The sequence below is a fragment of the Wenyingzhuangia fucanilytica genome, from assembly GCF_001697185.1.
Taxonomy (GTDB): domain Bacteria; phylum Bacteroidota; class Bacteroidia; order Flavobacteriales; family Flavobacteriaceae; genus Wenyingzhuangia; species Wenyingzhuangia fucanilytica.
The window spans coordinates 2850425-2864014 of the sequence record NZ_CP014224.1 but is presented as its reverse complement, the minus strand read 5'-3'; the positions used below and the strand labels follow the sequence as shown (position 1 = coordinate 2864014).

12 protein-coding genes are annotated in these 13590 nt (G+C 31.2%); 7 read left to right on the top strand and 5 right to left on the bottom strand.

All coding sequences use genetic code 11. The features are described from left to right. Positions 1-24 precede the first annotated feature (24 nt). Positions 25-1284, top strand: a complete 1260-nt coding sequence (locus AXE80_RS11715) for an oligosaccharide flippase family protein (protein WP_068828893.1) — start codon at positions 25-27, stop codon at positions 1282-1284. Between the two features lie 104 nt (positions 1285-1388). Then, complete coding sequence (locus tag AXE80_RS11710; RefSeq protein WP_068827536.1) at positions 1389-2588, top strand: glycosyltransferase; 1200 nt, start codon at positions 1389-1391, stop codon at positions 2586-2588. Here AXE80_RS11710 and AXE80_RS11705 read toward each other — a convergent pair. The 3 genes from AXE80_RS11705 to AXE80_RS11695 form a co-directional block, all read right to left on the bottom strand. Then, positions 2578-4098 carry a glycoside hydrolase family 2 TIM barrel-domain containing protein gene (locus AXE80_RS11705; RefSeq protein ID WP_068827535.1) on the bottom strand — a complete coding sequence of 507 codons (1521 nt, stop codon included), beginning with the start codon at positions 4096-4098 and terminating at the stop codon, positions 2578-2580. The genes AXE80_RS11710 and AXE80_RS11705 overlap by 11 nt on opposite strands. Further along, positions 4098-5219 (bottom strand): hypothetical protein, encoded by a 1122-nt coding sequence (locus AXE80_RS11700; protein ID WP_083194660.1) that lies wholly within the window; start codon positions 5217-5219, stop codon positions 4098-4100. Before AXE80_RS11700 ends, AXE80_RS11705 begins: the two co-directional genes overlap by 1 nt. Positions 5220-5285: 66 nt before the next feature. After that, positions 5286-8369 carry a hypothetical protein gene (locus AXE80_RS11695; RefSeq protein ID WP_068827531.1) on the bottom strand — a complete coding sequence of 1028 codons (3084 nt, stop codon included), beginning with the start codon at positions 8367-8369 and terminating at the stop codon, positions 5286-5288. Between the two features lie 178 nt (positions 8370-8547). On the opposite strand from AXE80_RS11695, the gene AXE80_RS11690 reads away from it, so the two are divergent. Next, positions 8548-9297 carry a dolichyl-phosphate beta-glucosyltransferase gene (locus AXE80_RS11690; RefSeq protein WP_068827530.1) on the top strand — a complete coding sequence of 250 codons (750 nt, stop codon included), beginning with the start codon at positions 8548-8550 and terminating at the stop codon, positions 9295-9297. Positions 9298-9670: 373 nt separating this feature from the next. Here the strand turns inward: AXE80_RS11690 and AXE80_RS14395 are convergent, their stop codons facing one another. Continuing rightward, the gene (locus tag AXE80_RS14395) at positions 9671-9820 is read right to left on the bottom strand and encodes a hypothetical protein (RefSeq protein WP_157359401.1); all 150 of its coding nucleotides are present in this window, start codon (positions 9818-9820) and stop codon (positions 9671-9673) included. An 82-nt stretch (positions 9821-9902) separates the two neighbouring features. Then, positions 9903-10493, bottom strand: coding sequence for a riboflavin synthase (locus AXE80_RS11680; protein ID WP_068827526.1), 591 nt, complete (start codon positions 10491-10493; stop codon positions 9903-9905). A gap of 50 nt (positions 10494-10543) precedes the next feature. Between AXE80_RS11680 and pdxA the strand changes: the two genes are divergently transcribed. The 4 genes from pdxA (at position 10544) to AXE80_RS11660 (ending at position 13547) form a co-directional block, all read left to right on the top strand. Beyond that, positions 10544-11581, top strand: a complete 1038-nt coding sequence (gene pdxA / locus AXE80_RS11675; protein WP_068827525.1) for a 4-hydroxythreonine-4-phosphate dehydrogenase PdxA — start codon at positions 10544-10546, stop codon at positions 11579-11581. A 72-nt stretch (positions 11582-11653) separates the two neighbouring features. Continuing rightward, complete coding sequence (locus tag AXE80_RS11670; RefSeq protein WP_068827523.1) at positions 11654-12178, top strand: YceD family protein; 525 nt, start codon at positions 11654-11656, stop codon at positions 12176-12178. Between the two features lie 12 nt (positions 12179-12190). Then, a complete protein-coding gene (rpmF, locus tag AXE80_RS11665; RefSeq protein WP_068827521.1) occupies positions 12191-12385 on the top strand; it encodes a 50S ribosomal protein L32 in 195 nt (64 codons plus the stop codon). A gap of 166 nt (positions 12386-12551) precedes the next feature. Further along, a complete protein-coding gene (locus tag AXE80_RS11660) occupies positions 12552-13547 on the top strand; it encodes a beta-ketoacyl-ACP synthase III (RefSeq protein WP_068827519.1) in 996 nt (331 codons plus the stop codon). The last annotated feature ends 43 nt before the right edge of the window (positions 13548-13590 follow it).

Sequence of the window (13590 nt, the reverse complement as noted above, 5' to 3'; positions counted from 1 at the left end):
ATTTTAACCCAAAATATGAAAGCTATGTTGTCAATTTCTATCACTAAAAAACCAATACTATCTCAAGAGCAGTTATTTATGTTAAGCGTGTTAACGGTTAATGGAGGAAATTATTTATACAATCTTTTATTGGGACGAATTTTAGGGCCAGAGCAATTTTCTGATGCAGCAATCTTAATCACAATGTTGTTGGTGTTGTCTTTTGTAGCTATGACTTTTCAGTTAGCTGCTGCGAAATTCACGGTTACTTTGCCAGATACTGTTTTTGGTGCTTTTGTAAAAAAGATTTACAAAAACGCTGTAGTGGTAGGAATCTTTTTTGGAGCCATGGTAGTGGTGTTTGCTAAAGATTTACAAGAAATTTTTCACACCTCTTCTTCTACCATGTTTACCATTTTTGGAATTGGGGTTCCATTGTATTTTTTAATGAGTGTAAACAGAGGTTTTTTTCAAGGGAAAAAACAATTTAAGCTGTTGTCTATTACTTATCAGGCAGAAATGTTTACAAGGTTAGGGCTTACCTTAATTTTGGTTTTATTGTTTCACTCACAATCTTCGGTAGTTATAGCAGTAGGAGTTTTGGTTTCTTTAATAGTAGGGTTGTTTCCTTTAAATTTTAACAAATCACAGTTTACAAGCAAGGAGGTGCTACCTAAAAAAGATTTATCACTTGTAAAAAAGTTTTTTGTGATTACTGCTTTTTATGAATTGTCACAAATCATCATTAATAATAGTGATATCTTATTGGTAAAACATTATTTTGATGCTTATAACGCTGGGTTGTATGCTTCATTAGCTTTAATAGGTCGTATTGTATACTTTGTAGCTTGGATGTTTGTGATGTTATTATTACCAACAGTGGTTCAGCTTAAAAAAGAAGGAAAAGACACAACAAAAGTATTGATGAAATACGTTTCTTACATTGCTGTTATTGCGAGTGCTATAGTTTTGGCTTGTGCTATGTTCCCAACATTTATTGTACAGATATTATTTGGAGGTGATTATTTGCATATTGCTCCATTATTATGGAAATACGCTTTTGCAACAGGAGTTTTTGCAGTCGCAAATATTTTTGCTTATTACTTTTTGTCTTTAGATAAGTATGTGCCAGTTTTGGTTTCTGCTGTTTTTGGAGCGTTACAAGTTTTGTTGGTAGTTTTTTATCATACTTCTTTGGCTCAAGTGGTGCATGTACAAATGTTTGCAATGGTGTTTTTACTATTCACCCAAGTTATTTTCTTTTTCATCGATACTAAGAAAGTATCGATGAATGGTAAAAAATAAATCCTCTTTCCATTCATCTAAAGGAACCCGCTAACAGCCTAAAATGCTAGAGTTTAACTCTGATTATGTTGCAATTTTACATCATAATTAAAACACAAAGCATTATGAAATTAGCAATCGTAACATCGTATCCACCAAGTAAAGTAACTTTAAATGAGTATGCATATCACTTGGTTAAAAACTTTAGACAAAAACAAGAAATATCAGAAATCATTTTATTAACAGATGAAACTCCAGAGGCTAAAGATTTAAATTTTGAAGAGCAAGGATGTAAAATTACTGTAAAAGAATGTTGGAAATTTAATAGCTATACAAATATTGTAAACGTAACTAGCGCTATTAATGAAGTAAAACCAGATGCAGTATTATTCAACTTACAATTTATGAAGTTTGGAGATAAAAAAGTTGCAGCGGCTCTTGGATTAATGTTGCCGTTAATTTGTAGAATTAAAAGAATTCCTACGGTAGTTTTATTACACAATATTTTAGAAGAAGTAGATTTAGGTACTGCCGGATTTACCTCAAACAAACTGATGCAAAAATTATATAGTTTTATAGGATCTAGTTTAACAAAATTAATTTTACAAGCAGATACTGTAGCGGTAACCATGCAAAAATATGTTGATATTTTAGAATCTAAATACAACGCAAAAAATGTAGTATTAATTCCACATGGTACTTTTGAGGTGTCTGAAAGACCAAGTTTTAAAACAAAAGAAGGACCTTTACAAATTATGACTTTTGGAAAGTTTGGAACTTACAAAAAAGTAGAGTCTATGATAGAGGCTGTAGAAAAAGTAAGAACTAACACAGGATTAGATTTAGAAGTTGTAATTGCAGGAACAGACAACCCAAATGTGCCAGGATATTTAGCAGGAGTACAAGAGCAATATAAGCATGTTTCTGGTGTGCGTTTTACAGGATATGTAGAAGAAGAAGAAGTAGCTCCATTGTTTCAAAATAGTGCAGTAGTAGTATTTCCATACACAGCAACAACAGGTAGTTCAGGAGTATTACACCAAGCAGGTAGTTATGGTAAAGCAGTTGTAATGCCAGACTTAGGAGATTTGGCTTTGTTAGTACAAGATGAAGGATATAAAGGAGAGTTTTTTAATCCTACTTGTGTAGATAGTTTGGCTACAGCTATAGAAAATATAGTGGTAAATGAAGCTTACAGAACTTCTTTAGGACAAGCAAATTACAGAGCTGCAACAGCATTTCCAATGAGTACTATTGCAGATATGTATATTAACAACTTTGAATCAATCTTTGCAAGAAAAGCTCCACAAGCGATTACGGCTTAGCAATATATTGGAAGGATGCTTTTCTTTTCCCAGATTGATTTATAAAACCAAAATGCTTTTGATTATATTTTCTCCAAGGAAGTTGTCCAACAACTTCTTTGGGGATTTTTTTAAAATCATACAAAGTCCAAGAAACAAAAGGAATCTTGTTTTTGTGGGCTATTTCTTGAAATTGCTGATGATATTCAGCTTGATCTTTTTCAGAATTTCCAAAAGGACTCCAAAGTCCTCGGTAAGAAGACATTCCGTATTCTCCTAACACAATCTCTTTTGTAGGAATCTCTTTCTTTAATTGTTGATAAGCTTTTTCTAGTTGATTTAAATCTTCGTAATAATGAAAACTTACAAAATCAACCATATCACTTAAATAAGTGGCACTTTTTGTATTAGACCATCCTATGGTTACAGGATGATGTCTATCTGTGGTTTTTACATGGTAAATCATTTGTTTTAACCAAGCTAAAACATTTTGTTTTCCTCTAGAATCAAAATCTAAATTGGGTTCGTTTTTAATATCCCAAGCCAACAAAGCAGGGTGTTCTTTACAATGGTTGACAATGGTAGTTGCGTGTTTGTTGTTTAAAGTCCAATCTAACACTTGGTAATCTCCATAAAAATCAAACAGCGTAATGATTACTTTTAGGTTGTTTTTACTAGCTAGGTTTAATGTTTTTGTAAGTTTTTCTAATTTATTTTGTTTTACTTCCGATTTACCAAAATCTTCATACTGAATAAAAACTCGAATGGTATTTAATCCTGCATCTTTAATAATTTTAAAATCCTTGTCTATAATTTGAGTGTCAAAATCATCACCAAACATATCCCATGCGGTGTTTTGTGGATAATAGTTAATTCCTTTAATATCTTGTTCTAAATTGATGAAAGGAGTTTGCGAAGTGTTGTTGTTAGTAGGATTAATTCTTAAAATTTGTCTAATCCTCCAAAAACCATCTTCTAGCAACAGGAGTATTTTATAGCTGTTAACTTCTGTAGTTTCTAATTGTAAAATATTGTTTTTATATAGTCTTTTGTATTCTTTTACATTTTTGTCGGTAATTACAATTAGCTGACCATCTTCACTAAAAAAATCTAAAGAAGGATTGTGGTTTAAAGTAGTTCCTTTAATGTGTACATTGTTTTTTGTATTGTTTTCTATAGAGGTTAAAATGTTTTTTAAACTACTTTTTGTGTAATAATCTTTTAATCCTTTATTGGTGTTTTTTTCAAAAGCCACTTGTTTAACATACCATGCGTTTAGATAATCTTTTTCTAAGTTTTGTATAGTGGTGTTGCTAACTTGTCTCCCTTCTGTGTTAGATAAATCCCAATTAATTTGGGGTTGGTAATGTACGGTTTCGTGTATTTTATTATGAAGTATTAAATTTCTATCAGCTCCTGTGTTTAAATAGGTAAACACAGCACTAAGTCCAAATACTACAAGTAATGTTACAGTGATATAAATAACAAATAATGATATTTTTAATATGTTTTTATGAATACTTAAAGTCATTAGAGTTTAATTTCTAGTTGTTTACTTATTTGTGCTGCTTCAATTTTTACGTTATAATTCTTATTCTTTTTAAGAAACGTGTGTAAGTCAAAAATGGAAAATCCATCTTCGGTTTGAGAATTGATTTTCTGGATTATTTTTTCATTCTCAAATAAAGAGATTTTTACCATTAATCCATCAGGAAGAGTTTGTTGCATAAAGCTTTTAAAAGGACCGACCACCAAATGTTTAGAGTCTTTTTTAAACTCAATATTAAAATCTTTAACAGCATTTTTATAGGTTAAAGATATAGTGTTGCTAACAGCAAAACCATCTACAAAAGCTTGAATATTCCAGGTGTCTGAATGGTCTGGGTGAACCATTTTTGCAGTGGCAATTCCGTTAATAGTGGTGCCAAAAGTTTGCAAGTACATTTTTTTATCATTTTCTATTCTAAAAGTAACAGAAGTCCCATCGGCAACAATATTATTATATCTGTCTTTAATTTTTGAGGTGTAAAATTGAGTAACCTGATTTCCATCTCCAAAATCATGAACTCTTTTTGAATCAATGTTAAAATTTGTAGGACTTGCAGGGACAATTTCTAAAGTATATTCTTTAGAGGTCTGATTTAAACAGTTAGTGCTAATAAAACTTCTTCCTGCAGTTTTATTGCTGTATATTTTTTGATAAGCAATCATGCCATCAAAAGGAATAGTTTTTTGTTGGGTATTACTTAGGTGTTTTGTGTTAATAATAACAGGAGTATTCTTGGCAACAGGATTATTGTAGTTGTCTAGCGGAATGGTAACCAACATCGCGTAATCTACTTCTCCAGCTTCAATGCTAGGTGGTCCTAAATAAGTTTCTATATTGTTAATCTTGTTGGTAGGGTGTATATAAAAGCTTCCTTTAAGGTGATGAAATTCTTGAGTAAGTTGCCAATAAACATATCCAGATTTTTGACTGATAAAATCAGGAATTAAGTACTGCAATTCATTGTTTTTTATTGTGGGACTAATTAAAATATTTCCATAACTACTGCTACAATATAAATTAGGTATACTGTCTGTTGTTTTATTAAAAACAAGATTGATAGGGCTACCAGCAATAAAGTCAAGCTTTTTATTTAGCAGTTGCATGTTGCTCTTTTGTGCATAGGAACAAATGGCTAGTAGAAATATAATATGTAAAAAAAGTTTTTTCATTTAATATGGAACACCAGTATAGTTGTTGATTTCTATTTTAATATAGGAGAAATGGGGATGGTCTATTTTTATCAAAGGGTTATGGATGTTTCCCTTACGTTGTTCAGTAATTTTATTAGCAATAGATTGGTTTGGAAGTCCGTTTACAAAACAATTTTCCATGCTGCTATTGATGATTTTGGTAGAATTTTGAGGAATTTTATATTCAAAAAAATGTTTTCGTTGTTGTCTAATTCCTTCAATAACATAAACATCGTCTACATAAATAGGTTCTTTTTCTTGGTTGTAAAAAGTGAAAATTAATTGTGGTATGGTTGATTGTGCTGTACCACTATTAAAGAGTAATCCATTTATTTCTGATGAGGTGATGTTTAAATCAGAAATTGCTACTTTTTTATATAAATCTGACCCTGATACATTTCCAGCTATTTGCAAGTCAAATTTTGTAGGGATGTCGCTTAAATTAACTTCTGTAAATTCATCTGGATCAAAGGTTTTGGGAGATTTCTCATTGGAGTTAAGCCAGGCAATTCCTTCAAAATCTATTTTAAAAGAGGTAATTTCTTTAGGCAGTAACTTATGTTTTACTTGGTTTTTAGCATTATAGGTTGCTAAAAGTTTGTTTTGTTCGTTGTATAAAGTTCCTTTTAAAACAACATCTGCCGGTACATTGTCTATGTTTTGAACTTCCCCAATAATAGCATATCGATGATTTGTTTTAATAAGTTTAGCGTTAAGAATTTCCAATACAGGCTGTTTTAAAACATCCTCGTGGTAGGTTTGCTCAGTAGTAATTCTTCTTCTCCCTTGGTTAAAATAGATGGGTTTGTTTTCTACAGACAGTTGGTCTGGAGGTAGGTCTTTGTTAATGTTATCAGGATTTATAAACCAATTTCCATTTTTCTTAACCAATGTTTTAACACAACTATCGTTTACTTTTTTTAAAGCGGTAATCCAAGATGTTTTTACAAAGGCAATAGCGCTTGTATCTGTTTTTTCAGTAATATCAATATTGATTTCATCCAGTTTTGCATAAGAACTTAGAAGGCCATCAGTAACTGAAACTTGCAGCATGTATTGTGCAATAGAAATATTACTTTCTGGATTGATTAAGCTATGAGCTTTTTCAAAACGTTTAAAATCTAAAGCATCATAATAAGTTAAAATGGCATTTTCTGGGGAGTTTTGTGAATCGTTTTTAATATAAAATGAATAGCAGGTAACTGCTACAATTATTAAAATAAATAAAACCCAAGCATGTAAAAAGAGTACAAGTTTCCAAGGGAATTTTTTATAAAGATAACTTTCTTTGATGTATGCAATACTGTAATCTTTTTTGGTTTTTAAGGTACGTGTTAACAAGCTTCTGGCGTTAATTAAAAAAGCTAGAATTACTGTAAGTAAAGGAATGGTTCCCCAATGTATTTTTTGCCAAGTAGCTACATCTACCCGAGGTAAAATAACACTAATAGGAGGTACGTTTAATTTTTCCCATACCATAATTCCGTTTTCTAATTGTCGTAATCTTTGCCATCCACAGAAATATAAAATAGGATCATAAAACTTATCGTTAGAAAAAATGTACTTCAAATTATATTTTTCTGGCACAGTTAAAAATTGCTGTAAAGAACCAATTCCTTCAATTCCTTGAAATTTTGAATTTTCTAAACGTTCTACCGCTCTAGTAGTAAGCTCGGGTAGTCTTCTTGCTGAGTGATAATTTCCATCAACAGTCATGGCTTTAGTATTGGCAGAAAGCCAGGCCATTTGATCGCCAAACCCTAGAGTTAGGTATCTCCATTGGTCATGTTGATCTTGATTAAGAAAGTTAACAATGGGTAGTATTTTTATTTTTTGAGGTTGTGAAGGCCTAAAATATCCTAAGCTTATGGTAAAAACACTCATAAATAAAAATGAGAATGCTAAAAACCCACCTGATAGTCTGTGATAAATTGGAGAAAATCTTTTTTGTATAAGCTGTTTTAAATCCCCTTCAGAAAATCTAAGGGCAAATTCTCCCACCATTGGAATAGACATAATAGCTGCCCATAAAGTAAATCGATCTAGAGTTAAAATATTAAAAGCGTTTTCTCCTAGAATCATTTTAGGTAAGGGAGTGGTTCCCCCGGTTCCTAATAAAGTTAGCATAGATAATGATATCCCAAAAAAGATATATCGTTTGTGGTAAAATCTATAAAAAATATAAGGTAGTATAAACAAAACAACTCCCCAAGGAATTAAAAAGAATACCAAACCAGATGAGGTAACTTCTGTAAAATTGTCCCTAGAACCATGCGGAATTGGGACTTGGGTAATAGGATTGTTTTTACTGTTAATCCAATACGGAATTAAGCAGCTTATTATAATGGTTAATGCTAATCCTACAAATAAAAAAACACGTTTGCTAAGCTGTTTAAAGGTTATTAAAAATATTTTAATAGTTACTTTTTTTAGTCCCTTTGCTTTTTGAGTTGCAGTATCCATGATAGCGGTTCCAATCAAAGGGGATATAAAAAATACCATTCCAAAAATTGGAGTTACATGATGCGAGGTTACTGTAACAGATATTAAAGAAAGAGAGGTGAATAAATATTTTAGTTTTCCCTCTTTAATCCACAGGTAAATTTCTGGCATGGCATGTAAAAGAACCGATACTCCAACAATACTAGGTAGTTGACCAAAAATATGTAATGTTTCTATAAAAGTAGAAGATAGTGTGGCTAGTATAGCTGCATAACCTGCTGCACTTCTGTTAGAGGTGATTAGTAAAGAAAATCTATAAGTACCTGTAATAAATAAGACTACAGCGATAAGTGCTGTGCTAAAAAGCCCAAATTTTAAACCTCCTATTAAAGAAAACAATGCAATGGTTTGATGAACCAAAGGAGGGTAACTCATTACGGTAAACCCAGTATACCATTTAAAGTTCCAAGGTTCAAACCAACTATTAGCATAATGATCGGCAAAAAATAAATGTATCAAAGCATCATAAGTAGTCTCTAATGTAAAAAACATGGCAGTGCCATGAAAAACAAGTCCTATTAATAAAGCAGTAATCAGGTATTTGTTGGTGCTTTGTTTCATTTATATATAAGTACGTTGAGTTTTTATCATAAATATAGGGTAAAGTTTTGTGAAGTTAAATGGTTGTGGACTTATGTTTTTTTTCATTCACCGACAGTAAGGCTCCGTTAAACTAATTATGTCAAATTAAGCTCTGATGTGTGAGTACTTTTGGTGTATAATTAAAAAACAAACGATTATGAAAACTGGAATTATCATCCCTTGTTATAACGAAGCAAATAGATTAAATGTAAACGAATTCATCCGTTTTGCTAAAGAAAATAAAAACTATCATTTATGTTTTGTAAATGATGGTAGCAAAGATAATACTTTAGAGGTTTTAGAAAATCTTCAAACAAAATCGCCAAATAACATCACTGTTATTGATGTAAAAATAAATGCAGGAAAAGCTGCTGCTGTAAGAACAGGAGTTAAGTATTTAAATAGAATGGAAGATATCTCATACATTGGATTTATGGATGCTGATTTGTCAACAGATTTTAATGATTTTAAAAAATTGGTTAGAACTCTAAAGTTTAGAGATGAATTGACTTTTGTTTATGGATCTAGAGGAAAAGGAGAAGGACAAATAGAAAGAAGTTTTTTTAGAAATGTTTTTTCTAAAATGGTAAAAATGATAGTTTTGATGATTTTAGGTTTACCTATTGAAGATACACAATGTGGAGCAAAAGTATTTAAGAAAGAAATTATTAATGTTGCTTATAAAGATAAATTCTTAACTCGTTGGTTGTTTGATGTGGAAATTTTTATCAGACTAAAAAAATATTACGGAAGCAAAGTGATTATGAATAAGATTTATGAACAACCTTTAACCAAATGGGTACATGTAGATGATTCTAAATTGGGAGTAAAAGATGCTGTGCAAATTCCTTATATGTTACTTTCAATCTGGTTTTCATACAATATTACTAGCGCTCTAAGTAGTTAATAGTTGTTAAGATTAAAATTGAGAGTCGTAATGAATATTGATAATAAGCTTAACAGGTGTTTTTCACCATTCATCGACACTAAATAGCATTTAAACTAATTATCTGTAATAAAGGTTAAGGGAGTTAGTATTTTTGAAGTATCAATAAAATTAATGAACTAATTATTGTTTTTTTCGTAAATTAAATAACAAAGGCTGGTTGAGGCCTGTAATAAATTGACTATTGTTAACCAATGTTAAATAATTTAAGTAAATTAAGAATATTAACATAAATCAGTTTGTTAAGAATAAATAAACAACTAATTTTGTGACCCAAAATTAAATGATTGATAAATATCAATTTTTAATAACTAACAATTATGAAAGCTAGAAGTTATAAAATATTAATTCTACTCCTTTTAGGGGTGGTACTTGTAGCAAATGCGGCACCAGGTCCGCCACCGCCACCGCCGCCACCAGGATTACCTATTGATATGGGAGTTGGTGTGTTAATATTAGCAGCACTAGGTTTAGGGGTTGTCAAATTAAAAAAGCAAACTTTATAGAAAGTAGAATATAAAAAAAGCCACTCAATGAGTGGCTTTTTATTTTGTAATAAGGTTTTGTTAGTTGCTATATTGAGATATCTTTTTTACGTACTTCCCAAGTACATCAAACTCTAAATTAACTTTAGTACTTATTTTATAGTATTTAAACCTAGTGTGTTCATAAGTGTAAGGTATAATGGCAACACTAAAGGTGTTTTCTCCAGAATTTACAACAGTTAAACTTGTTCCGTCTATGGTGATGGATCCTTTCTCTATAGTTAAGTTCCCTAGTGCTTTGTCATATTCAAAACTAAACTGCCAACTACCATCCTTATTTTCAATATTGGTACAAACACCAATTTGATCTACGTGTCCCTGTACAATATGTCCATCCAACCTATCTCCAAGCTTCATGGCTCTCTCTAGGTTTACTACATCATTAACTTTTAGACTATCTAAATTTGTTTTTTCAAGGGTTTCTGCAATAGCAGTAACAGTATATTCGTCCTTATTTATTTTAACCACCGTTAAGCAAACTCCATTATGGGCAACACTTTGATCAATTTTAAGTTCGTTAGTAATATTTGAAGATATCGTGATGTCTAAATTACTATTACTACGGACTAAATTTTTAACAACACCGGAGGTTTCAATAATTCCTGTAAACATGATGTATATGATTTTAAATGACTAATTTCGTACTCCAAAAGTAATATATAATGAGTGATAATCGTATAATAAGAGTAGGAATCTCTGTTGGTGATTTGAATGGTGTAGGAATAGAGTTGATTTTAAAAACATTTGAAGATAAAAGGATGTACGACTTATGTACTCCTGTTGTATATGCGTCTGATAAAGTGATATCCTTTTATAAAAAACAATTAAAGTTTAATTACCCAATAAACTTTATTGCAAATGCAGAAGGTATAGAAGAAGGAAAGTTGAATGTGATAAAAGTGTGGGAAGAAATGGTTGAGTTACAGCCAGGAACACCAACACAAATTTCAGGTCAAAAAGCATTTGAGTCTCTAGCTGCAGCTACAGAATCTTTAAATAAAGATGAGATAGATGTGCTTTTAACAGCACCTATCAGTAAAGATAATATTCAGTCAGAGGAATTTAGTTTTCCAGGGCATACAGAGTATTTAGAGTCTAAAATTGATGGAGAGAGTTTAATGATTCTAATGTCTAACGATATTAAAGTTGGATTAGTTACAGGGCATATTCCAGTAACAGAGGTCTCTAAAACTTTGAATAAAGATTTAATTTGTAAAAAAATTGATATCATGTATCAATCATTATTACAAGATTTTGGGGTTTCTAAACCAAAAATTGCAGTTTTAGGATTAAATCCACACTGTGGAGATCACGGGGTGATAGGTAAAGAAGATGATGAGTTAATTCGTCCAATTTTAGAAGAATATCAAGAAGGCGGAAAGCTAGTTTATGGTCCTTATGCAGCAGATGGTTTCTTTGGAAATCGATCTTATTTAAAATTTGACGCAGTTATTTCAATGTATCACGATCAAGGATTGGTTGGTTTTAAAGCGATTTCTTTTGGAGAGGGAGTAAACTTTACGGCAGGTTTATCTAAGGTGAGAGTTTCGCCTGATCATGGAACAGCCTTTGATGTTGCTGGTAAAGGAGTGGCAAATACATCATCTTTTCAAGAAGCTTTGTACAAAGGAATTTCTATAATTAAAAAGAGAAAAGAGTATCAAAATTTAACAGCTAACACTTTAAAAACTAAAAAGTAAGAAATTAATGATTTAGTTTTTGAATCAACAAAATGTTTTTATATCTTTGCCGGCTCAAATTGATGTTTTTATATGAAAACACTTAGTGAATTTAGGATACCTTTTGTAGGGTTGAAGGAAGGAAAACACCAGTTTGATTTTCAAATTGATAGAAAGTTCTTTGATGCTTTTGAATATGATGAATTTGAGGAAGTTGATTTTAAAATTAGTTTAGAGCTAAATAAAAAAACAACTTTAATGGAATTAGATTTTGTTGCTAATGGTACTGTAAAAGTTCCATGTGATGTAACAGGAGAAGATTTTGATTTAGAAGTTAATGGAGATTTTTCATTAATCGTTAAGTTTGGAGAAGCTTATAATGATGATAATGAAAACTTGTTGATTTTGCCTCATGAAGCATATCAGTTAGAAGTACAACAATATATATACGAGTTAATTGTATTGTCAGTACCTCAAAAAAGAGTAAAGCCTGGAGTATCTCGTAAAGGGATAAAGGATGCAGAAGAATTAGAAAAGCAGTTAAAGAAAAAAGAAGAACAAAAAGAACAATTAGATCCAAGATGGGATCAGTTAAAACAATTATTAGATAAAAAATAAAAATTTATAGCAATGGCACATCCAAAGAGAAAAATCTCAAAAACAAGAAGAGATAAAAGAAGAACTCATTACAAAGCTGTAGCTCCACAAGTTGCTGTAGATCCAACTACTGGAGAAGCGCACTTATACCATAGAGCTCACTGGAACGAAGGAAAATTATATTACAGAGGTCAAGTTGTTATTGACTCAACTGAAGCTGAAGCATAGTTAATCGATTTACATAGATTAACAAAGAAACCCTCATTTTATGAGGGTTTCTTTGTTAAATTAAACGAATTTTAACAAAAAAAGGAGTCATTTTAATTAATTTTTAGAAATAAATTTTATTACTTTGGCTTTTCATATTGTTTAAAGATTTCTTAACAATCAATTTATGGCAAAGATTAATGCTGCTATCACAGCTGTTGGAAAATATGTTCCTGATTATATATTAACGAACAAAGAGTTAGAGAAGATAGTAGAGACAAATGACGAGTGGATAACCTCTCGTACAGGGATCAAGGAAAGGAGAATCTTAAAGGATAAAGATAAACCTACTTCTTATTTGGCAATTAAAGCTGCCGAAGATTTAATTCAAAAAAAAGGATTAGATCCAAAGGAGATTGATTTAGTTTTAGTCGGAACAGCTACACCTGATATGAATGTAGCCTCTACAGCAGTATACGTAGCAACTCAAATTGGAGCTGTAAACGCTTTTGGTTACGACTTACAAGCTGCCTGTTCTAGTTTTTTATATGCAATGTCTACAGCAGCAGCATATATAGAATCTGGTAGATATAAAAAAGTATTAATTATTGGTGCTGATAAAATGTCTTCTATCATAGATTATGAAGACAGAACAACTTGTATTATTTTTGGTGATGGAGCAGGAGCTGCTTTGTTTGAACCAAATACTGAAGGTTTAGGATTACAAGATGAATATTTAAGAAGTGATGGAATTGGAAGAGAATTCCTTAAAATGGAAGCTGGAGGATCTTTAAATCCTGCTTCTCACGAAACAGTAGACAACAAACAACATTACATAAGGCAAGAAGGAAGAACTGTATTTAAATATGCAGTATCAAATATGGCCGACGCTGCAGTAAAAGTTTTAGAAAGAAATAATTTGACCAACGATGATGTAGATTGGTTAGCAGCACATCAAGCAAACACAAGAATTATTGAGGCTACAGCCAAGAGAATTGAGTTAGATAAAGATAAAGTAATGATGAATATTCAGAATTACGGAAATACTACCTCGGGTACACTACCTTTGTTGTTAGCAGATTATGAAAAACAACTTAAAAAAGGAGACAATGTTATTTTTGCCGCTTTTGGTGGTGGATTTACATGGGGAGCTACGTACTTAAAGTGGGCTTATAACTCTTAGAAATAAAGAAAATTAACGATATAAAGAATACGCACTTAATATA

Excerpts from the sequence above, each read along its gene's own strand:
- AXE80_RS11715 (WP_068828893.1), top strand. The coding sequence starts at position 25 with ATGTTGTCAATTTCTATCACTAAAAAACCAATACTATCTCAAGAGCAG.
- AXE80_RS11710 (WP_068827536.1), top strand. The coding sequence starts at position 1,389 with ATGAAATTAGCAATCGTAACATCGTATCCACCAAGTAAAGTAACTTTA.
- AXE80_RS11705 (WP_068827535.1), bottom strand. The coding sequence starts at position 4,098 with ATGACTTTAAGTATTCATAAAAACATATTAAAAATATCATTATTTGTT.
- AXE80_RS11700 (WP_083194660.1), bottom strand. The coding sequence starts at position 5,219 with ATGCAACTGCTAAATAAAAAGCTTGACTTTATTGCTGGTAGCCCTATC.
- AXE80_RS11695 (WP_068827531.1), bottom strand. The coding sequence starts at position 8,369 with ATGAAACAAAGCACCAACAAATACCTGATTACTGCTTTATTAATAGGA.
- AXE80_RS11690 (WP_068827530.1), top strand. The coding sequence starts at position 8,548 with ATGAAAACTGGAATTATCATCCCTTGTTATAACGAAGCAAATAGATTA.
- AXE80_RS11680 (WP_068827526.1), bottom strand. The coding sequence starts at position 10,493 with ATGTTTACAGGAATTATTGAAACCTCCGGTGTTGTTAAAAATTTAGTC.
- pdxA (WP_068827525.1), top strand. The coding sequence starts at position 10,544 with ATGAGTGATAATCGTATAATAAGAGTAGGAATCTCTGTTGGTGATTTG.
- AXE80_RS11670 (WP_068827523.1), top strand. The coding sequence starts at position 11,654 with ATGAAAACACTTAGTGAATTTAGGATACCTTTTGTAGGGTTGAAGGAA.
- rpmF (WP_068827521.1), top strand. The coding sequence starts at position 12,191 with ATGGCACATCCAAAGAGAAAAATCTCAAAAACAAGAAGAGATAAAAGA.
- AXE80_RS11660 (WP_068827519.1), top strand. The coding sequence starts at position 12,552 with ATGGCAAAGATTAATGCTGCTATCACAGCTGTTGGAAAATATGTTCCT.